We start from the raw sequence: 23419 nt of genomic DNA on the forward strand, positions 1-23419 counted from the left end.
GAAGCGCCCCTAGAGGCCGAAGTACGGCAGGCACGGTTCCAGGCCCTCGACCCGGACGGGGACCGTGCGGTGCCGCTCCCAGTCCTCCCGGGTCAGCCGGTACCTGGTCTCGCGGACCCGCTCGCCCCGGATCGCGACCAGGTCGGTCCCGTCGGGGCGGTACCCGAGTTTCCGGGCCACCCCGTGCGAGGCGGCCGTGGCCGCCAGGACCTCCGAGACCGCGGCCTCCGCGCCCAGCTCCGCGAAGGCCAGGTGCAGGACGGCGGCCCGCATCTCCGTGCCGATCCCCCTCCCCTGGTACCGCCGGGTGAGCCACGAACCCGTGTTCACCTGGCGGGCCACGCCGAAGTCGCTCGCCCCCAGGTCCTGGACCCCGATCACGGTGCCCTCGTACACCACGACCGCGTTGAAGGTCCACTTCTCCGGCGTCCACGCCGCCATGGTGGCCCAGTTGTGCTGGACGACCGTCCGTGCCAGGCGGTCCGGCGGCTGGTCCGTCCACGGGACCGAGAAGGGCATCCGCTCCGGGTCGTGGACGCCCGCGACGGCGGCGTCGGCCAGTTGGGAGAGGTCCTCGTCGGAGGGCATTCGCAGTTGGAGCCGGGGCGTGTTCAGCCGGAGCCCCGCCGGGGGGAAGTGGTTCGCGATCATGCCCTGATTCTGCGGACCCCCGCCGGGGTTGTCACCCGGTTTCAGCGGACCAGCTCCGCGACGAGCGCGGCCAGCTCCCGAGAGGGGTCCTCCCCCGCCTCGCGAACCGTCCAGCCGCGCATCCCGGCCAGGTGCGCCGGGTGCGCGTAGGCCGGGTCGGTGAGCAGGTAGCCGCACGGCGCGTCCGGCCAGTCCGGGACGGTGGGCAGGCGTTCCGTGCGGTAGGCGGCGGGTTCGTTCGCTCGGGCGGGCACCTCGACCAGCTGGTTCCGCGCCAGGTCCGCCCGGGTCGGACTGCCCGGCTGGGGCAGGGGCGCGTCCACCAGCACGTAGCCGAGGACCGGGCGGTGCGCGGAGCGCTGGGCCGCGCCGACCGCGCCGAGCAGGGGGCCGCTGTCCCCCTCCGCGACCAGCACGACCGGGGTGCGGTCACCGACCAGTCGGCCGATCTCCAGGCTGGCCCGCGCCACGTAGCGGGCGGCGTGGGGGGCGGTGTCGTCATCCCCGACCTCGGGGAACACCGGCGAGGGGAGGGCGTCCGAGACACCCGGGAGCGAAGAGGGGGCGCCGAGGGTGGGGGGAAGGAGGACGGTGATCACGCGCGGGTCTCGTCCCGCACCCAGGCCAGGTAGGACGGGTTTCCGCCGGTCACGGGCGCCGCCATGACCTCGGGGACGTCGTAGGGGTGCGTCTCGACCAGGTGCGCGACCAGGTCGTCGAGGCGGTCCGCGGCGGTCTTGATCACGACCATCCACTCCTGGTCGGCCCGGACCTCCCCCTCCCAGCGGTAGAAGCTGGAGATCGGCCCGTTCACCTGCGCGCAGGCCACGAGCCGGTGCGCGACCACGGAACGGGCCACCTCCTCGGCGCCCTCGCGGCTGTCCACGGTGGTCTCCACCCGGACGGTTCCGGTGTGCTCCTGCATGGTCGTCCCAACTAGGGCGGAGCGGCCCTGGTCCGCGCGGCCCCACCCGGTGTCCTAGGCTCACTGGTCATGAGCGAACGTGATGAACTCCTGCGTCAGATCAACGATAAGGCGGTCGTGCGCGGGAAGGTGACCCTGTCCTCCGGCAAGGAGGCCGACTACTACGTCGACCTGCGCCGGATCACCCTGGACGGGGAGGCCGCGCCGCTGGTCGGCTCGGTCCTGTTGGACACCGTCGAGGACCTGGAGTTCGACGCGGTGGGCGGTCTGACCCTGGGCGCCGACCCGGTGGCCACCGCCATGCTGCACGCCGCGCACGCGCGCGGCCGCAGGTTGGACGCCTTCGTGGTGCGCAAGGCGGGCAAGGCGCACGGTCTCCAGCGGCGGATCGAGGGCCCGGACGTGAAGGGGCGCCGTGTCCTGGCGTTGGAGGACACCTCCACCACCGGCGGTTCGGTGATGACCGCCGTGGAGGCGCTGCGTGAGGCGGGTGCCGAGGTCGTGGCGGTCGCGCTGATCGTGGACCGCGGCGCGCGCGGGAGGCTGGAGGAGGAGGGCCTGGAGTACCGGCCCGTCTTCGAGGTCTCCGACCTGGACGTCTAGGGCTTGAGCGTGAAGGTGTGCCCCGGCGAGCGGTCGGAGACGTCGCGCGGGGCGCCGTTCACGTGGACCTCGACGGCGGTCGGGTCACCGATGGTGACCTCCAGGCCCTCGTCGTTGTCCGGGTAGGTCACGGAGCTGCCCTGGGTGAGTTCCTGGTCCAGGAGCACGTCCCCGCCGGGGACGCGGACGAACACGTCGCTGGACTCGCCCACCACGCGGATGTGCAGGACGCCCATGTCGGCGGGGTCCACGCTCTCGGCCGCCGCCTCGGACGCGTTGACGCTGACGCCCTCGCCGTCCGGGAGGGACTGGTACAGGAAGTACCCGCCGAGGGCCACCAGGGCGACCAAGAGCACGACGGCCCCGACGATGGCCATCACCTGGCCAACGCCCCGCGGATCATTCCTATGCCTTCCCACGGCGACGAATGTAGCGCGTATCACGACAAAAAGCGACAGCGGCCACCGGGAACGCCTGGCCCGGGCGGCGTCCGTGACAAATCGGCGCGGAATCCACGACCGCTTCCGGGACCCCTCACCGGGCCTTCCTCCGCGCCCCCGTAAGCTGCGGGTACGTCGCCGATCCGGAGCATTTTGGTCTAGACCTTTCCAACGGCTCCGGCTATTCGGGATACTTGGACGACACCCGGCGAACGCTTCCGGACACACGGCCCGCGGGCCGTCCTCCGACGCTCCGGATTCCTCCGCCGGGAAAACGCACGTGGGGTGCCGTCGGTACGCGAGGGATCTCGCGTCGGCGGCCGCTCGCTCCAGGCCGAACCAGGGAGAGTCAAGCCATGCCCATCGCCAGCCCCGAGGTCTACACCGAGATGCTGAGCCGCGCGAAGTCCGAGGGCTTCGCCTACCCGGCGATCAACGTGACCTCCAGCCAGACGCTGCACGCCGCCCTGCGCGGTTTCGCAGAGGCCGAAAGCGACGGCATCGTCCAGATTTCCACCGGTGGCGCGGAGTTCCTCTCCGGTGCGTCGGTCAAGGACATGGTCACCGGCTCGGTCGCCTTCGCGGAGTTCGCCCGCGTGGTCGCCGCCAAGTACCCGGTGAACATCGCCCTGCACACCGACCACTGCCCGAAGAACAAGCTCGACGGCTTCGTCCGCCCGCTGCTGGAGATCTCCAAGGAGCGCGTGGCCAAGGGCCAGGAGCCGCTGTTCCAGTCCCACATGTGGGACGGCTCCGCGGTCGAGCTGGAGGAGAACCTCCAGATCGCGGACGAGCTGCTCGCCTCCTCGAAGGCCGCCCGGACCATCCTGGAGATCGAGGTGGGTGTCGTCGGCGGCGAGGAGGACGGCATCGTCGGTGAGATCAACGAGAAGCTGTACACGACCCCGGCGGACGCCCTGCGTACCGCCGAGGTGCTGGGCCTGGGCGAGAAGGGCTACTACATGACCGCCCTGACCTTCGGCAACGTGCACGGCTCGTACAAGCCCGGCTTCGTGAAGCTGCGCCCCGAGGTCCTCAAGACCGCCCAGGAGGCCGTCGCCGCCAAGTACGGCAAGGCCAAGGCCTTCGACTTCGTGTTCCACGGCGGCTCCGGCTCCACCATGGAGGAGATCCACGAGGCGATCGAGTACGGCGTCGTGAAGATGAACATCGACACCGACACCCAGTACGCCTACACGCGTCCGGTCGTCGACCACATCATGAGGAACTACGACGGCGTGCTGAAGGTCGACGGCGAGATCGGCGACAAGAAGGCCTACGACCCGCGCGCCTACGGCAAGGTCGCCGAGGCCGGTATGGCCGCCCGCGTGGTCGAGGGTGCCCAGCACCTGAAGTCCGCCGGGAACAAGATGAAGTAGGGCTCCCCCGCCCCCGTACGGTGCCCGGCGGCCTCGGCCGCCGGGCACGGTCGTCCCTCCGTGGCGACGGACACCCCCGGTCCCCCCGGAGCCGTGGCGGCCCGGTGGCAGGATGGGGGCATGAACCTGCACCAGAACCTGCTGAACGAGCCGCCCGAGACCCGCCTGGCCGACGACCCCGAGGCGCGCGAGGCGCTGGCCTTCTCCGACGACCCCACCCCGGTGGCCGGTCGGTTCCCGAGCTACTCCGCCGCGTGGGCCCGCCTGGCCGAGCTGGCCCTGGCCGACGGCCAGCCGGTGACCGCCTACGCCTACGCCCGGACCGGGTACCACCGCGGGCTGGACCAGCTGCGCCGCTCGGGCTGGAAGGGCCACGGCCCGATCCCGTGGGAGCACGAGCCCAACCAGGGCTTCCTGCGCGCCCTGCACGCCCTGAGCCAGGCCTCGGAGCAGATCGGTGACACCGAGGAGGCCGAGCGCTGCGCCACGTTCCTCCGTGAGTCGAGCGAGGAGGCCGCTCAGGCCCTGAACGCCTGAGCCCCTCGCACCACGCGGCCCGGTCGGACCCCCAGGGGGCGGCCGGGCCGTCGGCGTCCTCAGGGGCCTCCGCCACGCCGGGTTCGACGCGCGGCACCGTTCCCGTCCCTCCGCGGACGCGCGCCCGCCGCGGACGCCGCCCGGCACGATGTGGGAACTCGCACGCGACGGACGGGAACGATCCGGTGGCCGTGGCCCCACCTCCCCGCTGACGGTTCTGGAGGAGGGCGCCGCGCCTCGGTGTGCCGGGGGGCACAAAGCCCCACTTAACCCGGATGCGCAGGTCGTGTACGCTCAATACGCAACGGCCCCTGTCGCTGCCTTGCGCCAGGGGTTCATCCATGTTCGGGGTCGGAAAGGCCTCGGTCAGGTGTCGAGCGAAGAGGTAGAGACCAATGCCGGCGATCACGCTCGTGGGTGCCCAGTGGGGCGACGAGGGCAAGGGCAAGGCGACCGACCTGGTCGGTGACCGCGTGGACTACGTGGTCCGTTACCAGGGCGGCAACAACGCCGGGCACACGGTGGTCATCGGTGACCAGAAATACGCCCTCCACCTGCTGCCGTCCGGCATCCTCTCCCCGAACGTCGTCCCGGTCATCGCCAACGGCGTCGTCATCGACCCGGGTGTGCTGTTCGAGGAGCTGCGCGGCCTCCAGGAGCGGGGCGTGGACACCTCCCGCCTGGTCATCTCGGCCAACGCGCACCTGATCATGCCCTACCACCGGGCCCTCGACAAGGTCAGCGAGCGCTTCCTCGGCAAGGGCAAGATCGGCACCACCGGTCGCGGCATCGGCCCGACCTACGCCGACAAGGTCACCCGCCAGGGCGTGCGCGTGCAGGACATGTTCGACCCCAAGATCCTGCGCAAGAAGATCGAGCTCGCCCTCCACGACAAGAACCAGCTCCTCACCAAGGTGTACAACCGGCGGGCCCTGGAGGCCGAGCCGATCATCGAGGAGTACCTGGGCTACGCCGAGAAGCTGCGTCCGCACGTGGCGGACACCTCCCTGATCCTCAACAAGGCGCTGGACGAGGGCAAGACGGTCTACCTGGAGGGCTCGCAGGGCACCCTCCTGGACATCGACCACGGCACCTACCCGTTCGTGACGTCGTCCTCGCCCACCTCCGGCGGCGCCGCCGCGGGCGCGGGCATCGGCCCGAACCGCATCACCAAGGTCGTCGGCATCCTCAAGGCGTACACGACCCGCGTGGGCTCCGGACCCTTCCCAACCGAACTGGTCGACGAGCAGGGCGACTGGCTGCGCACCCAGGGCGGCGAGTACGGCGTGACCACCGGCCGCGACCGCCGCTGCGGCTGGTTCGACGCCCCGATCGCCCGTTACGCCACCCGGATCAACGGCATCACCGACTTCTTCCTCACCAAGCTGGACGTCCTCACCGGCCTGGAGCGCATCCCCGTGTGCGTGGCCTACGACGTCGACGGCGTGCGGCACGACGAGATCCCGATGACGCAGACCGACTTCCACCACGCGACGCCGATCTACGAGTACTTCGAGGGCTGGTCCGAGGACATCACGGGCGCCCGGAAGTTCGAGGAACTCCCCAAGAACGCGCAGGCATACGTGCGTACCCTTGAGGAGATGGCCGGTGCACCGATCTCGGCCATCGGCGTCGGTCCGGGCCGCGAGGAGACCCTCCAGCTGCGTTCCCTGGTCTGACCCGGCGACACACGACTCCTCCAGTAGAAGAAGAGGCCCCCTGTAGTGAAAGCCCTCGTTCTCGGCGGCGGAGGCCGCGAGCACGCACTCGTCCGAGCTCTGTCCCTTGATCCGGGCGTCACCAGCATCCACAGCGCCCCCGGGAACCCGGGCATCTCCGACCTCTCCGAGAACCACGTCATCAACGTGACGGACGGGCTGGCCGTGACCGAGCTGGCCGCGCGCATCCGCGCCGAGCTGGTCGTGATCGGCCCCGAGGCGCCGCTGGTGGCCGGGGTGGCCGACGCCCTGCGCGACCGGGGCATCCCGGTGTTCGGTCCCGACAGGGAGGCCGCCCGGCTGGAGGGGTCCAAGGCCTTCGCCAAGGAGGTCATGGAGGCGGCCGGGGTACCCACCGCCAAGGCGCGGGTGTGCCGGAGCGCCAGCCAGGTCTCCGAGGCCCTCGACGAGTTCGGCGCGCCGTACGTGGTGAAGAACGACGGGCTGGCCGCGGGCAAGGGCGTGGTGGTGACCGAGGACCGCGCCCTCGCGGAGCGGCACGCCCGGGAGTGCGGCCGCGTGGTCATCGAGGAGTACCTCGACGGCCCCGAGGTCTCCCTGTTCGTGCTCACGGACGGCGCCCACGCGCTGCCGCTGCTGCCCGCCCAGGACTTCAAGCGTGCCTACGACGGCGACCAGGGGCCGAACACGGGCGGCATGGGCGCCTACGCCCCGGTGCCGTGGGCCCCCGCCGGTCTGGTGGACGAGGTCATGGAGTCGGTCGTGCGGCCGACCGTGTCCGAGATGAACCGCCGTGGCCACCGCTACCAGGGCCTGCTCTACGTGGGTCTGGCGCTGACCGCCAAGGGCCCGCGCGTGGTGGAGTTCAACGCGCGCTTCGGCGACCCGGAGACGCAGGTCGTGCTGGACCGCCTGGCCACCCCGATCGGGGCGGTCCTCCAGGCCACCGACACCGGCGGCCTCGGTTCGATCGGTTCGCTCCAGTGGAAGTCCGGTGCCGCGGTGACCGTGGTGGTCGCGGCGGAGAACTACCCGGGCGACCCGGCCAAGGGCGACCTGATCGGCGGTCTCGACGCCGCGAACGCCCTGGAGGGGGCCTACGTGCTGCACGCGGGCACCGCCTGGGACGGGGTGCGCGACGTCAAGGCCAACGGCGGCCGCGTGCTGAACGTGGTCGGCACCGGCGCGAACCTGCGCCAGGCCCGTGAGCGCGCCTACGAGGCGGCCGGCCGGATCGAGCTGCGCGGCTCGTTCTACCGCACCGACATCGCCGAACGCGCCGCCGCCGAGGCCTAGCAGGGCGACGCACGACAGAGTTCCCGTGGGGGCCTCCGGCCGCACGCCGGAGGCCCCCGCGCGTCCCGGCGCCCCCGGGCACGACCCAGAGAGAAGCGTCATGAGTGGCTTCGTCACCGTCCCCGAGCCCGTCGAGGTTCCGGGGCTCACCCACCTGCACACCGGCAAGGTGCGCGACCTGTACTCGACGGACTCCGGCGCGCTGGTGATGGTGGCCAGCGACCGGGTGTCGGCCTTCGACTGGGTGCTGCCCACGGAGATCCCCGGCAAGGGTCGTCTGCTGACCCAGCTGTCCCTGTGGTGGTTCGAGCGCCTCGGGGACCTCGTGGCCAACCACGTCGTCTCCGACACCCCGCCCGAGGGCGCACCCGCCGACTGGGCCGGGCGCACGCTGGTGTGTGAGCGGCTGGACATGGTGCCGGTCGAGTGCGTGGCGCGCGGCTACCTGGCCGGGTCCGGGCTGGCCGAGTACCGGGTGGACCGCACGGTGTGCGGCGTCCCGCTCCCCGAGGGCCTCGTGGACGGCTCCGAGCTGCCCGAGCCGGTGTTCACCCCGGCCACCAAGGCGGAGGTGGGCGACCACGACGAGAACGTGTCGTTCGGGGTCGTGGCGGAGCGGCACGGGGAGAGACTCGCCGGGGAGCTGCGCGACCTCACCCTGCGCGTGTACGGGCGCGGCCGAGACGTGGCCCGGGAGCGCGGTGTGATCCTCGCCGACACCAAGTTCGAGTTCGGCCGGTCCGCCTCGGGTGAGCTCGTCCTCGCCGACGAGGTGTTCACCCCGGACTCGTCCCGGTACTGGCCCGCCGACGAGTGGAGCCCCGGACGCCCCCAGCCGTCGTTCGACAAGCAGATCCTGCGCGACTGGCTGACCTCGCCCGCCTCGGGCTGGGACCGCGCCTCCGACACGCCTCCGCCGGAGCTTCCGGAGAACGTGGTGGAGCGCACTCTGTCCCGTTACGCGGAGATCCATGAGCGTCTGACCGGCGCCAAGCCGACTCTCTGACCGACGCGGACCGCGTGATTCCGCGCACGGGGACGTCGTTTCGGCTGTGGGAGCGCGTATGGTGGTGAAGTCGTATGCAACACCGAAGTAACGGCCAGCCATGCGTACGACCCATGGTCTCTCCCACGGCGTAATGCCTATTTGGCCGTTTGGCGGGACTTCAACCGCGATCTGCGGGTATACCACGTTCTGGGCCGTTTGACGCGATCCGCTTGCTATAGAGTCATCGCGAACCGACCGGCTCACCGGCCGCGCAGGTCACACACAAGATGGTCGCAACGTTTCAGGGCGAACCCGCGTCTCAACGCATACAGGCGATACCCGGCGAGGGTGACCCTTTTTTCACATCTGCCTCACGAAGGAGCACATGAGCATGGGCCAGGAGGTTCGTTACCGCGTCCGCGGCGGACGCCCCCTCAGCGGAACGGCGTTCATCCAAGGCGCGAAGAACGCCGTCCTGCCGATGATCGGGGCCGCCCTGCTGGCGTCCAAGGGACGTACCGTGCTGCGGAACGTCCCCGTCATCGAGGACGTCTACCGTGCGATCGAACTCGCCGAGCACGTGGGTGCCAAGGTCGAGTTCCATGAGTCCGAGCGCACCGTCGTCATCGACGCGTGCGGCCTCAACGACCCCGAGCGTGCCGTCCTGCCCGCGGACATCGCTGCCCGCTTCCGCGGCTCCGTGCTCTTCGTGCCGGCTCTGATGCACCGCACCGGCCGCGCCCGCATCGAGGGCGTCGGCGGTTGCAACCTGGGCAGCCGCAACCTCGACTTCCACTACCGGGGCTTCGCCCGTCTGGGCGCGGAGGTCACCGAGGACCTGGAGCTCAACCACATCAACGTGGAGGCGAGCAAGCTCCGGGGCGGGCGTCTGTACCTGGACACCCCGTCCCACACGGGTACCGAGAACCTCCTCATGGCGGCCGTGCTGGCTCCCGGCACCACCGTGATCGAGCACGCGGCCCTTGAGCCCGAGGTCATCGACGTCATCAACTTCCTCTCCGCCATGGGCGCGAAGATCAGCGGTGGCGGCACCGGCCTGATCACCGTCGAGGGCGTCAAGGAACTCACCGCCGTCGAGCACACCATCATGTCCGACCGCATCGACGCCGGTGTGTTCGCGATGACCGTCGCCGCCACCGGTGGCGAGGTCAGCCTGGTGGGCGCCAACCTGGACCACCTGGGTGTGGCCCGTTGGAAACTCGAGCAGATGGGCGTGGGCTTCTCGCAGGAGGGCGCCGTCCTGCACGTCCAGCGGGACCCGTCCGTGCCGCTGCGCCCGATCAACGCGGTGACCTCGCCGTTCCCGGGCTTCGCGACGGACCTCCAGTCCCCGCTGATGGCGCTGGCCACCCTGGCCGAGGGTGAGAGCTACATCCACGAGGCGATCTACGACGGTCGCTTCGCGCTGGCCGACGAGCTCAACAAGATGGGCGCCAAGATCGAGGTCGAGGGCACCCGCGCCATCGTGCACGGTTCCACGAACCTGCGCGGCGCCGAGGTGATCGCCCACGACCTGCGCACCGGCGCGGCCCTGGTTCTCGCCGGACTGGTCGCCGAAGGTGAGACAATCGTGGCGCCTGGTTATCTGGTTGACCGCGGTCACGCTCAGTTCGCGTCGCGGCTCGCCGCGCTGGGCGGCGACGTGGAGCGCGTCACCGTCTCGTAGGAGCCGTAGGCGCAGTTCAAGCCGGGGTGGGGGGCTTCCTCCCACCCGGGCTTTCGGCGTTGATATGGAAAACGATCTTCTTTGGCCCCGCACAATGGGTACGATCTCGGCAATCATGCCGTGACAGAGATCGGGTCGGGAAACCAGTGGGCGCACATAGTGAAGAGCGTGGAATGGTAGCGGGGAGCAACCCGAGGTGAGTGCGCAGCGTACTGGCGATTTGACGATCGGCGTCATAGGACCTCATGAGGTGGTCGAACGGGTCATGCTCATGGGTCCGGGGTCCACTGGTCCCCTGAACGCCAGACTCATCGCCGCCGCCTACCGAGACGAGCAGGAGGCGACGGACAAGGTCGTCAGGCTGGGGTCGGCCATCGACGCCTACCTGTTCGCCAGTCCTGTGCCCTACGAGTTCGCACGGAAGGCCGGCGTGTTGACCATGCCCGCGACCTTCGTGCCGCTCGGCGGGGCGAGCCTGCACGAGGCGCTGCTCCGAGCGACGCTGGACGATCGTTACGACCCGACCAGAGCCAGCCTGGACGTGCTCAGCCGCGCCGACGTGGTGGAGGCCTACTCCGAGGTCGACCTGCCCGTGGACGGCATCCACGTGCACGAGGAGCTGACCAACACCGCGCAGCTCACGTCCTTCCACGAGGGGCTGTGGCGGCGCAAGGCCACCAAGATGGCGATCACCTGCGTGCGCGGCGTCGCCGAGCGCCTGGAGGCCATCGGGGTTCCGGTGATCCGGCTGCGGCCCACCAACGCGGGTGTGCGCAGCGCCCTCCAGACCGCCGGTCTGCTGGGAGCGCACCACCGCCTGGAGGAGGCCCAGCTCGGCGTGGTCGTCGTGGACGTGCCCACGCTGCGCGACTCCTCCCGGCGCTCCACCCCGCGCTACTGGCGTGAGGAGCTGCGGCTGTCACTGCACCGGCTGCTGCTCCAGGAGGCCCACCGGATCAACGCGACGGCGCACCGGCTGGACGACCACTCGTTCATGGTGACCGCCACGCGCGGTTCGCTGGTGACCGCGACCGAGGGCTTCCGGCAGCCCCCGTTCGTGGAGCGGATCAAGGCGGAGCTGGGCATCGCGATCGAGGTGGGCATCGGCATGGGCCGGACCACCCAGGACGCGGAGTCGCACGCCCGCGCGGCGCTCAACCGGGCGCAGGCCTCCCGGCAGAGCTTCGCGGTGGACCGCGAGGGCCGTTCGCTGGTCCCGGCCCAGCGCGCCCCGGCCCGGCAGTCGTCGGAGCCGCTGCGCACCAAGGGCCGCGAGACCCTGGTCCGCCTCTCGGAGAAGATCGCCGAGGAGGACGGTCCGCTGGTGGTCGACGCGGAGAACGCCGGGCGCATGCTCGGGGTCACCTCCCGGACCGCGCGGCGGCTGCTGCGCACCCTGGTGGAGGAGGGCCTGGCCTGGCCCCTGCCGCCCAACCGCACCCTCCAGCCCGGCCGCCCGCGCCAGCTCTACCGGCTGATCGTGGAGAAGCTGGACAAGGACGCCGCGGGCAAGTAGGCCCGTTCGTACGCCCGACGGGGGCGGCTCCCACACGTGGGGGCCGCCCCCGTCGGCGTCTCCGGTGCCCGTGTGTCAGCGGCGGCGGGGGATCGAGCCCCTGGGGTCGTCGCCTCCTCCCGTAGGCTGGGAGAGCGCTTCTCACGGTCTCTGCGAAACCAGCGGGGCGAGCGCACTCTGCACGGTGTCGACTTTCGGCAGGGCTCGCTCCAGCTCTAGTCTGGAGCGCGGACCCCATAGATCGTGGGTCTCGGACAGACGGGGGATGGAGTGCTGACACGTTTGGAGGTCGACGGGTTCAAGAACCTGCTCGGCCTAGAGGTGGACTTTGGCCCCTTCACCTGCATCGCAGGAGAGAACGGTACGGGCAAATCGAACGTCTTCGACGCGATCCAGTTCCTCAGTCTGCTGTCGAGCCGCTCACTCATCGAGGCTGCGTCCGAGGTGAGGGGAACTGATCGCGAGCGCTCAGGCGATCCCCGGGAGCTGTTCTGGAACGGATTCGGGTCTCACGAGCGGCGCATGCGCTTCGCGGCGGAGATGATTGTTCCGAAGTCGGTCGAAGACGACTTCGGCCGCGAGGCCGAGGCCACGAGCACCTACCTGCGTTATGAACTGGAGCTCGGGTTCCTGTCTCCCTCGGGCGCGGACAAGGTGGGACGATTGATCCTTCTCGGGGAGCGCCTGAACCACATCAACCTCGGTGATGCCCCTCGCCGGCTCCGCTTTCCCCATCGCAAGAAGCCGTTCAGGGATGCTGTGTTGCAGAACAACCGCAGCGGAGCCGCCTTCATCTCCACCACTTACCAGGGTGACCAGACCATCATCAGCATCCATCAGGACGGTGGTAGCCGAGGGCAACCAAAGCCCGCTGCCGCCTCGAGGGCTCCAGCCACCGTGGTGAGCACTGTGACGAGCAGTGACGACCCCACCATCCTCGCAGCTCGCAGAGAGATGCAGTCCTGGCAACGACTGGCGCTAGAGCCCACGGCGCTACGGACGGCGGACCGCTACACAGATCCACAGGTGATGGACGCCAACGGGCTTCATCTTCCCGGCACGCTCTTCCGAATCGCCCAAGGGGAGCCACACTCGGACCCTGACCGGGTATTCGCACGAGTGTCTGGTCGGCTGGCTGACCTCGCCGGTGTTTCTGTTGACGAACTGCGTGTGGTCGAAGACGACGTACGCCAGCTGCTTGCAGTCGAACTCCAAGAGGCAAACGGGTTGCGTATCCCCGCTCGGAGTCTCTCAGAAGGAACCCTCAGGTTCCTGGCATTGTGCGTGCTGCTGGAGGACCCGTCGGTCCAGGGCCTGCTGTGCATGGAGGAGCCCGAGAACGGCATCCACCCCGGCAACCTGCCCGCCATGGTGGAACTCGTCCGCGACTTGGCCGTGGACCCGTTTCAGCAACCAGGTGAGGACAACCCGTTCAGACAGGTCCTCGTGAATACCCACTCACCCGGCGTCGTCCAGGTCGTTGACCCCGGCGACCTGCTATTCGCCGACAGCATCCGACACAGGCGTGCCGACGGACAGATCACCCACGCCCTCCGATTGCGTCCCATCACTGGAACTTGGCGGGATAGCACACCGGGTGCCGTGTCCGTCACCCGGCCGGACATCCTCCCTTACCTGACGGCTCCGCCGGGAGCGCAGCTGACCCTGGAGGGGATGTGACGATCCGCGTTCTCTTCCTGGGAGAGGGCACCAGCGACGACGGCATCGCGGACCACATTGGAGCCATCGCCGCTGACCGAGGTGTGGAAGTCACCATCACCAACCCTGAGCTTGGGCGACTTGATCACGTTGGCCACGCGCTTCCGGACAAGCTCTCCGCCATCCGGCACCTGGGGGGCGAGTACGAGCTGGTCGCCATCCATCGCGACGCCGACGCCATGGGCAGGAACGCGCGACTGACCGAGATCGAGGAAGCTGTGCGAGAGCACATGCCCCAAGTCATCCATGTACCCATCATCCCGGTACGCATGACGGAGGCATGGCTTCTGGTGGATGACACAGCGATACGTAGGGTGGCGGGGAATCCGAACGGGCGCTGCGCCCTGGGTTTGCCGAAAATCAGCCGCATCGAGAGCCTCCCCGACCCCAAGGCAGAACTCAAACAGGTCCTGTCAAGAGCGTCCGAGCTCACCGGTCGAAAGCTGGAGCGCTTCAACAGAAGGTTCCCTGAGAACCGGAGACAGCTCCTCCAGCGCTTGGACTCGAAGGGACCCGTCACGCAACTCCGCTCTTGGAGAGCATTCGTGCAAGGAGTCGAGGAAGGGCTGGACCGTCTTGCTGGCTGCCCCGAGAGCTAGGCACCCGACGGGGGCGGCTCCCACGTGTGGGTGCCGCCCCCGTCGGCGTCTCCGGTGCCCGTGTCAGCGGCGGCGGGCGTAGGCGGTCGCGACGGAGAGGAACACGTCGTTCTCCTCGGGGGTGCCGAGGCTGACGCGGGCGCCCTCGCCGTCGAACGGACGCACCGAGACGCCCTCCTCGGCGCAGGCGGCCGCGAAGTCCAGAGTGTCCTCATCCAGCCGCAGCCACACGAAGTTGGCCTCGGTGGGGGGCACGGTCCACCCGGAGGCCACGAGGGCGCCACGGACGCGCTCACGCTCCTTCACGGTGGTCTCCACGCGCTCCAGGAGCTCGTCCTCGGCGTCCAGCGAGGCAATCCCGGCCGCCTGGGCGAGATGGTTCACCGCGAAGGGGACGAGGGTCTTGCGCACGGCGGAGGTCACCGGGGGGTGGCCGACGAGGAAGCCGAGGCGCACGGCGGCCAGCCCGTAGGCCTTCGAGAAGGTGCGCAGGACCGCGACGTTGGGGCGGTCCCGGTACAGGGTCACGCCGTCGGGGACCTCGGGGTCGCGCACGTACTCGCGGTAGGCCTCGTCGAGGACGACCAGCACGTGGTCGGGGACGCGGTCGAGGAAGTCGACCAGCTCCCGCTCCCGGACGGCGGTACCGGTCGGGTTGTTGGGGTTGCACACCAGCACCATGCGGGTGTCGTCGGTGATCGCGGCGAGGAGCGCCTCGAGGTCGTGGGTCTCGTCCCTGAGGGGCACCCGGACCGAGGTGACCCCGGACAGCTCCGCGAGCAGGGGGTAGGCCTCGAAGGAGCGCCAGGCGTAGACGACCTCGGCGCCCGGTTCCCCGACGGCCTCCAGGAGCTGCTGGAGCAGGCCGACGGAGCCCGCGCCGAGCGCGACGTGCTCCTCGGGGACGCCCAGGTGCGCGGCGAGCCGGGTGACGAGCTCGGCGGCGCCCGGGTCGGGGTAGCGGTTGAGTTCGGCGGAGGCCCTGGCGACGGCCTCGCGCACGGACGGGAGCGGCCCGAGCGGGCTCTCGTTGGAGGACAGCTTGACGGACCGCCCGTCAGACCCGACGACCTTGCGGCCGGGCTTGTACGCGGGGATGGACTCCAGTACCGCCCGCAGATATGGCGATTTCGACTCCGACACCATTGTCCTTCCTCAATACTTTGTGCTAACCCCGCGACACTCTCAGCGATGGGAGGCCCGGGTCGGTCACCGCTCCAAGCGGAAATATCGCACAAACGAGGAGATACCACCATGCGTTTGCGTCATCGTTCTGCCCGTTCCGCAGCGGGCGTATCCCTGCCCGCCGCGATCGCGCTGACCTCCGCGATCGTCCTGAGCGCGTGCGGTGGAACGGACGAGGGGCAGAGCGACGACCCCAACGCCGATGCCGCCGCCAAGCTGCACGACGCCCAGCCGATCAACGTCGGGGACGTGACCCTTCTCCCCGAGAGCAGCGAGGCCGGAACCTACTCCGAGCTTGTCACAGTGCAGTACTCGGAGGAGGTCCGGGCCTCCACCGAGCTGGACAAGCCCGAGTGCATGGACGCCGCCAACCGCTGGGCGGACCTGGAGGCCGTGCGCGAGGCCCCCACCTCGGTGGCCGCCTACGAGTGGGAGAAGGGCAACGTCTCGCACATCCTCGTCCAGCTCGACGAGGGCGCCGCCGCCGAGGCCCTGGCCGTCAAGCCCCCGGAGTCCTGCGCCGAGTACACCGCCACCTACGAGGACGGCAGCAGCTCCGAGTACGGCGTGACCGACCTGGAGGTCCCCCCGGTGGGCGACGAGTCCCGCTCCTTCGCCATCCAGGTCAGGGACGCCGGGGGCGAGAACAACATGTACACCGTCATGTACCGCAACGGCGGCCTGCTGGGCACCACCTCGGTGATGGGCCCCGGTGAGGCCGAGGAGTACGAGCAGCTGCTCCAGGACTTCACCGAGGCCGCCATCAAACGGCAGGGTCAGATGCTCTGACCTCGTCGGGGAGACCGCGACCAGACTCGCCGGGGAACTCCTTGGCCAGGGTTCCGGGCCTGGCCCCGCCCCGGCCCGCGGCCTCGTCCCGCCGGGCCGCCTCGCGCGGCCGGGGCAGCCTGCGGGGCGGCCCCTGGAGGTCGAGCGTGGTCACCGCGCCGAAGGAGGCGACCACCGCGCCGCTCTCCCGGTCCACCAGGACCGCGCGCACGCCCGTCCGGCTCGGACCGTCGATCCGCACCGCGTAGACGACGTCCACGCGGCGGCCGTGCCGGAGGCCGTCGTAGCGGAGGAACCGCCAGCAGCCGTGCCGCCAGGTCTCCTCGGGATCGCTCTTGATCATCACCCTGGCGTTGGTCCGCCAGACCTCGCTGCCGCGCAGGCGGCGGCGGGTCCGGCGTTCCGGAACCTCGCGCAGCGCGCAGGGCTCCCGGGTGGTGAACCGGTGCGCCGCCTCGCGGAGTTCCGGGCTGAGCAGGGCCAGCAGGAGCAGCTGCGCGCCCAGGACCACGCCGTGGGTCGCGGTGGGGGCCGAGGCCACCTCCCAGCCGGTGGGAACCAGCCCGACCGTCGCGGCCGCGCCCGCCGCCAGCAGGCCCGCGCGGGTGAGCGTGCGCCAGCCGATCGGCGTCTGGCTCAGACCGCCGAAGCAGCCGCACCCCGCCTCGGGGTCGCGGCGGCGGGCCACCAGCAGCAGGACCACGGACACCGCGAACACCAGCGCGGTGAGCACCCGGGCCACCTCACCGAGGAGGCCGGTCGCGGTCAGCAGCGCCACCGCGAGAGCCGCCTCCAGCAGGCAGGTGCCGAGCGTGGCGGGGCGGCGCAGACGCTCGGGCAGCAGGACGGACACGCCCGTCCCGGCCGCGCGCGGACTGGCCTTGGCGGCCGCGCCGAGCAGGAGCAGGGCCGCGAGGAGCGGTAGCTGGACCTCGCGGACCGCTTCGAGAACCTCAGGGAACATGGGTCATCCCTCCTGGTTGGCGACGGTCATGGTCGCGTTGAAGCAGCCCGCCTCCAGCCGCCCGCCCAGGGCGACGAAGGAGGTCATGGTGAGGGAGGCGAGGCGACCCGCGCTCTGGCTCCCGCAGGCCGGGCACAGGTCGCACAGCCAGCTGTCGGCGGCGGCGCAGTCCACGACGGGCACCACGGCGGTGTCCCCGGTGCAGTCGTTGCGGAGACTGAGTGTCGCCCCGGTGGACAGCAGCGGCAACGGGACGCAGGAGGTCCGGCGGTCGCAGGCCCCCTCGTGCCCCACACGGTCGAGCGCCGGGTAGGCGGCCCCCGCGACCACGGCCCTCGGGTCCAGGTGGCTGGCGCGTCCCCACGCGGGGTCGTACCAGGTGGCGGTCCCGGTGACGGTCGTGGAGTGCTCGCGGGCGTGCGGGCGGCGCGGGGTGGAGCTCAGGGGGTAGGGCGGCTGGGTGGTGACCGGCCGCGTCGCCACGATCTCGCCGCCGCGCCAGACGCCGACGGCGTCGAACAGGTAGCCCGCTTCGAGTCTGGGGTGGCGCACCCCGATGCGTCCGGAGGACCGGTAGGGCAGGACCACGGTCAGGCGGGGGCGCCCGTGGCCGGGGTCGATGCTGAGGGTGTCGCCCTCCTTGTCGGTGATGAGGCCGGTGGCGCGGGCGGCCTGGGCCCAGACGCGCTCGGCGACCAGGCGGCCGTCGTGCGAGCACTGCACCACGACGTCGTCGCCGGGGCGCAGCTCGGTGGGCGGGACCTCGTCGCCGCGCCAGAAGGAGGTGACGCGTTCGTAGAGGAACCGCTCCTCCCCCTCGGGTGTGGCCACGCAGAGCATGTACGAGGTGGCGTCGACCACCACGCCGCGGGCGACGCGGTGGTGGACCGGCGTGGGCTCGGGTACGGCCTTGGCACCGAGCACGGCGGCGGTGAACCGCCGACGGTCCCGACCGCTGTCCGTGATCACTGACATGTCCTTCGCGCCCCCTTGTAGACCGACTCGTCCGTCTGTGCCCATTGTCTCCCGCGCCTCCCGAAACGCCCGCTCACACGCCGACACGAGTCGGTTCGTGTCGACCGTCGGCCCCGGGGGCGCCACACCGGGGCGGAGCGGCTCCATCGCCTGCGGGCAAGGAAGAACTCCCCTCGACTCACCCACCATGCTCCGTCACCGCACGCAAGCATTTGTACACACTTTGTGTCCACCAGGTAGTCGGCGCGCTCCGAACACCCCCCGCGAACTCCTCCGCCCCGACACGCCCGACCCCGTTCCTCGGCTCCACTTCCACGCAACCGCACGGTGGTTTGTTCGCCCTTCGTGCGATTTGTCGGCGCGTGGTGTCCAGGTTCCTGGGGGTTTGCGTTCGCTGTGTGAAAGTGAGTGTCAAGGGCGGCCGCACGGGCGGTGCACACGGCGACGGCACGCGGGACGGTGACGGGCGTGAACGGAACGACACGGACTCCCAGGTCCGAGGAGTTCAGCGACTACGTGGCCGAGCGCGGACCGGCCCTGCTCCGCATGGCGCGCTCCCTCACCAACAGCCACGCGGACGCCGAGGACCTCCTCCAGGCCGCGCTGGTCAAGACCTTCCTCTCCTGGGGGCGCATCGCCAACCCCCGCGCCCGCGACGGCTACGTGCGGCGGGCCATGGTCAACACCCAGATCTCCGAGTGGCGCCGCAGGCGCCTGGACGTCTACCCGACGGACGAGATCCCCGAACAGCGGCTGGACGACCCCACCTGGCGCAGCGACCTGGCCGACGTGGTGGGTCGCGCCATCGAGCGCCTGCCCGCCCGGCAGCGCGCCACGGTGGTGCTGCGCTACTACGAGGACCTCACCGAGGCCCAGATAGCCGAGCGCATGGGTGTCACCATCGGCACCGTCAAGAGCACCCTGTCGCGGGCCGTGGAGAAGCTGCGCGGCGACGCCGACCTCGTCATCGAGCGCACCACCTCCTGACCCGGCCACCAGGTTCCGTGCCGCCCTCGTCACGCGCCCCGTTTTGCGGACACCGGCCCTCCGGCCAGCGGCGCCCCCTCCCGGGGCTTTGCGCGCGGCCGATTCGTACAGGTATTCGGATCGCGACTTTCCCGGGGTTACCGATCCGCCGCCCGCGCCCCCGTCTCCCACCCCACCGCGCGAGGCCTCCCGCCGGACCGTGATCCGGTCCGTCCGCAACCGTCGGACGCATCCCGGAGCGTCGCGTTCCCGGGCGATGATCGGCACCGCCGAACCCGCCCGACCTCCAGGAGGAACCGCCGTGAACACCACCCGCGCCCCTCAGGACCCCGGCCCCGAGGACGGTCTCGACCTGCCCGAACTCGCCCCGCCCCGGTGGATCAGGCACCACGGCGAGATGGCCGGGGCCTCCTGGTTCCGGATCGCCCGCCGCATGCCCGTGCTGGTCGGCCAGGCCACCGCGCTGGCCTGGCGGAGCGGCCCGCGCGACCTCCTGGCGACCGTCCTCTTCACCCTCGGCAGCGGGGTGACCACCGCCTGGGCTCTGGTCACCACCACCTCCGTGCTCGCCGAACTCTTCGCGGAGGTACCCACCCCGGCCCGGGTGGCCGCCGCGCTCCCCTCCCTCGTCCTGCTCGCCCTGGCCCTGGTGGCCCGGGGCGGCTGCGGGGCCCTGGCCGGCCGGGCCCGGGCCCGCCTCACCCCGAAGGTGGTGCTGGCCGCCGAACGGAGCCTGCTGCTGGACGCCACCTCCGTGGAGCTGCGGGCCTTCGACGACAGCGACTTCCACGACCACCTGTTCCGCTCCCACACCCGGGGGTGCGACGAGGCGGGGGCACTGGTCCGCCAGACCACGGACCTGCTCACCGGCCTGGTGGGGATCGTCGCGGCGGCCGGGGTGCTGACCACGCTGCACCCGGCCTTGGTCCCGCTCCTGCTGCTGGCGATGGTCCCCCAGTGGTGGGGGGCGGCCGCGTCAGCGCGCATGCGCTACCGCATGGTGCTCGCCTTCACCGAGGGGCGACGCCGCAAGCACATGCTGGAACAGCTCATGACCGCGCGGGAGAGCGCCGCCGAGGTGCGTTCGTTCACCATGGAGCGGCGGCTCCTCGCCGGATTCGACCGCATCGCCCGCCGTGAGCTGGACATCCACCTGAAGCTGGCCACCCGCCAGTCAGTGGTCCGCCTCGTCGGGGACACCGCCAGCGGACTCGTGACGGCGGGGGTGTTCGCGGTGCTGGCCGTGCTGCTGGTCCAGGGGGTGGTGCCGATCGCGGTCGCCGGGGCGGCCGTCGTCGCGGTCCGCGTGGCCCAGGGCGCGCTGAGCAACGCCCTGTACGCGGTGACCGGCGTGTACGAGTCGGGGCTGTACTTCTCCGACTACACGGCCTTCCAGCACGAGGCCCGCACCCGGCTCCCGCGCCCCGGGCTGGTGCCCGCCCCCTCGGGGTTCGAGCGCGTCGAACTGCGGAACCTCACCTTCGGCTACCCCTCCGGCGAGGGCCCGGCCCTGGAGGACGTGAACCTCACCCTCCACCGGGGGCGGACCGTGGCGCTGGTCGGGGAGAACGGTTCGGGCAAGAGCACGCTGGCCAAGCTGCTCTCGGGGCTGTACACGCCCCAGGAGGGCAGCGTGTGCTGGGACGGCACCGACCTCTCCGGCGTGGACGGCGTGAGCCTGCGCGAGCGGATCGCGGTGATCGCCCAGGACCACACCCACTGGCCGCTGACCGCGCGCGGCAACACCGTGATGAGCAGCGCCCGGTGCGCCGACCGCTTCACCCGGGCCGCGGCGGCGTCCCAGGCCGACAGCGTGGTCGCGGGCTTCCGGAACGGTTGGGACACCCTGCTGGACAAGCGCTTCGCCCACGGTGTGGAGCCCTCCGGCGGCCAGTGGCAGCGCCTGGCCGCGGCCCGCTCGTTCTACCGGGGTGACGACGGGAACGCCGTGCCCCTGCTCATCGCGGACGAGCCCACCGCCGCCATGGACGCCCGCGCCGAGCACGGCTTCTTCGAGTCCGTACACGCCCACGCCCGCCGCACCGGCGCGGCGGTGGTCCTCATCACGCACCGGCTGGCCTCGGTGCGGATGGCGGACCACATCGTGGTGCTCGAACGCGGCCGCGTGGTCGCCCAGGGCACACACACCCGGCTGATGGCCGAGGGCGGCCTGTACCGGGAGCTGTGGGAGCTCCAGGCCAGCGCCTACCGGACCCCCTCCGTGCCGAAACCCCGCACCGCCTGACCTGAGTCGGGAGGGGCCCCGCCGCCCCGGGCCCCTCCTCGCGGGGGATTCGTTTTGCGCAGGACCCCGCCGCTCTGTAGGCTGGTCGCAGCCAGGAGGATTCGCCTAGAGGCCTAGGGCGCCGCACTGCTAATGCGGTTGGGGGGCAACCCCCTCATGGGTTCAAATCCCATATCCTCCGCCGGTCAGAAGGGGTCCCTGCCCACGTGGTAGGGGCCCCTTCGTCGTTTCCTGGACCCGGTGGGGTGACACCACGTCATGCGGGGGTGTTGACGCGGTGCCACTGTCCCGGGGCGGGCTCCGGCTGCTTGGATCGAAGGGCGGGACGGGCGACGGCCCGCGCGGCTCGCCACCGGACCGGACGGCGGCAGGGAGGGCACAGCTCGTGTCGGAGACGACCGGGGTACACACACTGATCGCGGAGGACGTCCTCCTCATGCTCTTCCAGCCCGCGTCGGGGACGATCGCGGGTGAGAACGTCCTGTACCACGTGCTGGGCGGCGCGGTCCTCACCGAACTGGCCCTCCGCGGCCACGTCACGGTGCGCGGGTCCGTGGTGCACGCGGGTTCCGAGACGCCGACCGACGAGGTGCTGAGGTCGGCGTGGGACCACGTCGACCGGAAGCCGCACGGCGTGCACGCCGTCCTCGCGGCGATCGGCCCGAGGCTGCGGGCCTCCCTACTGGACCGGCTCGTGGAGCGCGGGCACATCGAACGCGACGACCGGAGGGCGCTGGGGTTCATCCCGCGGACCGTCCTCAGCGTCGGCCCCTCCGGTCGGCACGAGGAGGTCTTCGAGCGGATGCGTTCCGTGCTCGTCGACCGAGCCGAGCCCACCGAGCACATCGCGGCGGTGACCGCCCTGGTGGCGGCCAGTGGGACACTGCCCCACCTCGACAGGCGGATCCCCTGGAACTCCGCCGTGGTCAGGCGGGCGAAGGAGTTGGAGAACGGCGACTGGGGCGCGGGGGCGACCGCGGCCGCGGTGATCCGCGCGAACGCGGCCGTCGTCACCAACGCCGTGCTCGTCTCCGGCGTGCTCTCGCAGTGACGGACCCCCGCGACTCACCGGAACGCAGAAGGTGACGGACCCGCCACGCGGCGTAGGTTGACTCCATGCGCGTACTTGTCACGGGTGGGGCCGGGTTCATCGGATCGCGGGTGGCGGAGGAACTCCGCCTGGCCGGGCACGAGGCGGTGACCCTCGACGCCTACCTTCCGCTGGCGCACGCGGGGCGCGCCCCCGGGGAGGAGTCCGTGGACGTCGTGGCCGACGTCCGGGACGGCGCGGCCGTGGAGCGGGCGCTGCGGGGTGTGGACGCGGTCTGCCACCAGGCGGCGATGGTGGGCCTGGGGTCGGCGGACTTCCTGGACGCGCCCGACTACGTGGGCTGCAACGACCTGGGCACGGCGATCCTGCTGGCCGCCATGGCACGGGCGGGGGTCCGCCGCATCGTGATGGCCGGTTCCATGGTCGTCTACGGGGAGGGCCGGTACACCTGCCCCGAGCACGGCGACGTCCGCCCCGGACCGAGGGCGGAGGCCGATCTCGCGGCCGGGGTGTTCGACCCGCCGTGTCCCCGGTGCGGGACGGCGCTCGTCCCCGGCCTGGTGCGGGAGGACGCGCCGAGCGACCCCCGCAACGTGTACGCGACGACCAAGCTGGCGCAGGAGCACCTGTGCGCGTCGTGGGCCCGCGCGGTGGGCGGGCGGGCGCTGTCCCTGCGCTACCACAACGTCTACGGGCCGGGCATGCCGCGCGACACCCCCTACGCGGGGGTGGCCTCCTTCTTCCGATCGGCGCTGGCCCGCGGCGAGGCGCCGCGTGTGTTCGAGGACGGCCGCCAGCGGCGCGACTTCGTGCACGTGCGGGACGTGGCCCGCGCCAACGTGGCGGCGCTGGAGGCGCTGCCGGACCGGGCCGAGGGCGTGCTGTCCGCGTTGAACACCGGAAGCGGGACCCCGCACACCATCGGGGAGATGGCCCGGGCGCTGGCGGACGCGCACGGCGGCCCCGCCCCCGTGGTCACCGGCGAGTACCGGCTCGGGGACGTCCGGCACATCACGGCGTCCTCGGACCGGCTGGTCAAGGAGCTGTCCTGGCGCCCGAGGGTCGGATTCGCCGAGGGGATGGCGGAGTTCGCCCGTTCCGAGCTGCGGGGATCCGTCGGTACGGGTGTCCCGGGGTGATGACCGATACGCCCGCGTGTCGTGAGCACCTTCACTGACTGCGCCTTTATCGCTTCGTAACGTAA

At 71.1% G+C, this 23419-nt stretch carries 22 protein-coding genes and 1 tRNA gene; 16 read left to right on the forward strand and 7 right to left on the reverse strand.

Translation table 11 applies throughout. From position 1 onward, the window contains the following. Positions 1-9: 9 nt before the first annotated feature. Genes AC0VYL_RS26685 through cutA form a run of 3 tightly spaced genes read right to left on the reverse strand, consistent with a single transcriptional unit; the run spans position 10 to position 1576 of the window. Positions 10-651, reverse strand: coding sequence for a GNAT family N-acetyltransferase (locus AC0VYL_RS26685; RefSeq protein ID WP_475481805.1), 642 nt, complete (start codon positions 649-651; stop codon positions 10-12). 41 nt (positions 652-692) lie between these two features. Beyond that, the gene (locus AC0VYL_RS26690) at positions 693-1250 is read right to left on the reverse strand and encodes a hypothetical protein (protein WP_475481806.1); all 558 of its coding nucleotides are present in this window, start codon (positions 1248-1250) and stop codon (positions 693-695) included. After that, on the reverse strand, positions 1247-1576 hold the full coding sequence (gene cutA, locus AC0VYL_RS26695; RefSeq protein WP_475481807.1) for a divalent-cation tolerance protein CutA: 330 nt from the start codon (positions 1574-1576) through the stop codon (positions 1247-1249). Before cutA ends, AC0VYL_RS26690 begins: the two co-directional genes overlap by 4 nt. Positions 1577-1645: 69 nt before the next feature. On the opposite strand from cutA, the gene pyrE reads away from it, so the two are divergent. Beyond that, entirely contained in the window at positions 1646-2179 is a 534-nt protein-coding gene (gene pyrE, locus AC0VYL_RS26700) for an orotate phosphoribosyltransferase (protein WP_475457085.1), read from the forward strand. On the opposite strand, the gene AC0VYL_RS26705 is transcribed toward pyrE, so the two are convergent. After that, positions 2176-2556: a RodZ domain-containing protein gene (locus tag AC0VYL_RS26705; protein ID WP_475457087.1), complete on the reverse strand. Its 381-nt coding sequence runs from the start codon at positions 2554-2556 to the stop codon at positions 2176-2178. The two genes, pyrE and AC0VYL_RS26705, sit on opposite strands and share 4 nt — an antisense overlap. Before the next feature lie 419 nt (positions 2557-2975). On the opposite strand from AC0VYL_RS26705, the gene fbaA reads away from it, so the two are divergent. From fbaA to AC0VYL_RS26750, 9 genes are all read left to right on the forward strand, one after another. Then, positions 2976-3998, forward strand: coding sequence for a class II fructose-bisphosphate aldolase (fbaA, locus tag AC0VYL_RS26710; protein ID WP_475457089.1), 1023 nt, complete (start codon positions 2976-2978; stop codon positions 3996-3998). Between the two features lie 120 nt (positions 3999-4118). After that, positions 4119-4535, forward strand: a complete 417-nt coding sequence (locus AC0VYL_RS26715) for a DUF3151 domain-containing protein (RefSeq protein WP_378735812.1) — start codon at positions 4119-4121, stop codon at positions 4533-4535. A 395-nt stretch (positions 4536-4930) separates the two neighbouring features. Continuing rightward, positions 4931-6214, forward strand: a complete 1284-nt coding sequence (locus tag AC0VYL_RS26720) for an adenylosuccinate synthase (protein WP_475457091.1) — start codon at positions 4931-4933, stop codon at positions 6212-6214. 45 nt (positions 6215-6259) lie between these two features. Then, on the forward strand, positions 6260-7510 hold the full coding sequence (gene purD, locus AC0VYL_RS26725; RefSeq protein WP_475457093.1) for a phosphoribosylamine--glycine ligase: 1251 nt from the start codon (positions 6260-6262) through the stop codon (positions 7508-7510). A 100-nt stretch (positions 7511-7610) separates the two neighbouring features. Then, a complete protein-coding gene (locus AC0VYL_RS26730) occupies positions 7611-8516 on the forward strand; it encodes a phosphoribosylaminoimidazolesuccinocarboxamide synthase (protein ID WP_475457095.1) in 906 nt (301 codons plus the stop codon). Positions 8517-8889: 373 nt separating this feature from the next. After that, complete coding sequence (gene murA / locus AC0VYL_RS26735) at positions 8890-10185, forward strand: UDP-N-acetylglucosamine 1-carboxyvinyltransferase (RefSeq protein WP_475481808.1); 1296 nt, start codon at positions 8890-8892, stop codon at positions 10183-10185. A 250-nt stretch (positions 10186-10435) separates the two neighbouring features. Continuing rightward, complete coding sequence (locus AC0VYL_RS26740) at positions 10436-11701, forward strand: hypothetical protein (protein ID WP_017544398.1); 1266 nt, start codon at positions 10436-10438, stop codon at positions 11699-11701. Between the two features lie 270 nt (positions 11702-11971). Continuing rightward, entirely contained in the window at positions 11972-13381 is a 1410-nt protein-coding gene (locus tag AC0VYL_RS26745) for an AAA family ATPase (RefSeq protein WP_475481809.1), read from the forward strand. Next, positions 13378-14019, forward strand: coding sequence for a hypothetical protein (locus tag AC0VYL_RS26750; RefSeq protein WP_475481810.1), 642 nt, complete (start codon positions 13378-13380; stop codon positions 14017-14019). The genes AC0VYL_RS26745 and AC0VYL_RS26750 overlap by 4 nt, the downstream gene beginning before the upstream one ends. Before the next feature lie 63 nt (positions 14020-14082). Here the strand turns inward: AC0VYL_RS26750 and hisC are convergent, their stop codons facing one another. After that, positions 14083-15165 (reverse strand): histidinol-phosphate transaminase, encoded by a 1083-nt coding sequence (hisC, locus tag AC0VYL_RS26755; protein WP_475481811.1) that lies wholly within the window; start codon positions 15163-15165, stop codon positions 14083-14085. 171 nt (positions 15166-15336) lie between these two features. On the opposite strand from hisC, the gene AC0VYL_RS26760 reads away from it, so the two are divergent. Continuing rightward, entirely contained in the window at positions 15337-15993 is a 657-nt protein-coding gene (locus tag AC0VYL_RS26760; RefSeq protein WP_475463275.1) for a hypothetical protein, read from the forward strand. Here AC0VYL_RS26760 and AC0VYL_RS26765 read toward each other — a convergent pair. Both AC0VYL_RS26765 and AC0VYL_RS26770 read right to left on the reverse strand, forming a co-directional pair. Next, positions 15968-16957, reverse strand: coding sequence for a MauE/DoxX family redox-associated membrane protein (locus AC0VYL_RS26765; RefSeq protein ID WP_475481812.1), 990 nt, complete (start codon positions 16955-16957; stop codon positions 15968-15970). The genes AC0VYL_RS26760 and AC0VYL_RS26765 overlap by 26 nt on opposite strands. 3 nt (positions 16958-16960) lie before the next feature. Further along, positions 16961-17932, reverse strand: coding sequence for a hypothetical protein (locus tag AC0VYL_RS26770; RefSeq protein WP_475457101.1), 972 nt, complete (start codon positions 17930-17932; stop codon positions 16961-16963). A gap of 459 nt (positions 17933-18391) precedes the next feature. On the opposite strand from AC0VYL_RS26770, the gene AC0VYL_RS26775 reads away from it, so the two are divergent. The 5 genes from AC0VYL_RS26775 (at position 18392) to AC0VYL_RS26795 (ending at position 23354) form a co-directional block, all read left to right on the forward strand. After that, on the forward strand, positions 18392-18919 hold the full coding sequence (locus AC0VYL_RS26775; protein ID WP_475483584.1) for a SigE family RNA polymerase sigma factor: 528 nt from the start codon (positions 18392-18394) through the stop codon (positions 18917-18919). 301 nt (positions 18920-19220) lie between these two features. Next, positions 19221-21164 carry an ABC transporter ATP-binding protein gene (locus AC0VYL_RS26780; RefSeq protein WP_475481813.1) on the forward strand — a complete coding sequence of 648 codons (1944 nt, stop codon included), beginning with the start codon at positions 19221-19223 and terminating at the stop codon, positions 21162-21164. A gap of 94 nt (positions 21165-21258) precedes the next feature. Next, positions 21259-21345: transfer RNA gene (locus AC0VYL_RS26785), tRNA-Ser, on the forward strand. 204 nt (positions 21346-21549) lie between these two features. Then, positions 21550-22215 (forward strand): GOLPH3/VPS74 family protein, encoded by a 666-nt coding sequence (locus AC0VYL_RS26790; RefSeq protein WP_475481814.1) that lies wholly within the window; start codon positions 21550-21552, stop codon positions 22213-22215. A 65-nt stretch (positions 22216-22280) separates the two neighbouring features. Then, positions 22281-23354 (forward strand): NAD-dependent epimerase/dehydratase family protein, encoded by a 1074-nt coding sequence (locus tag AC0VYL_RS26795; RefSeq protein WP_475481815.1) that lies wholly within the window; start codon positions 22281-22283, stop codon positions 23352-23354. Positions 23355-23419 lie beyond the last annotated feature (65 nt).

This window comes from Nocardiopsis sp. iso_238, from assembly GCF_056173325.1.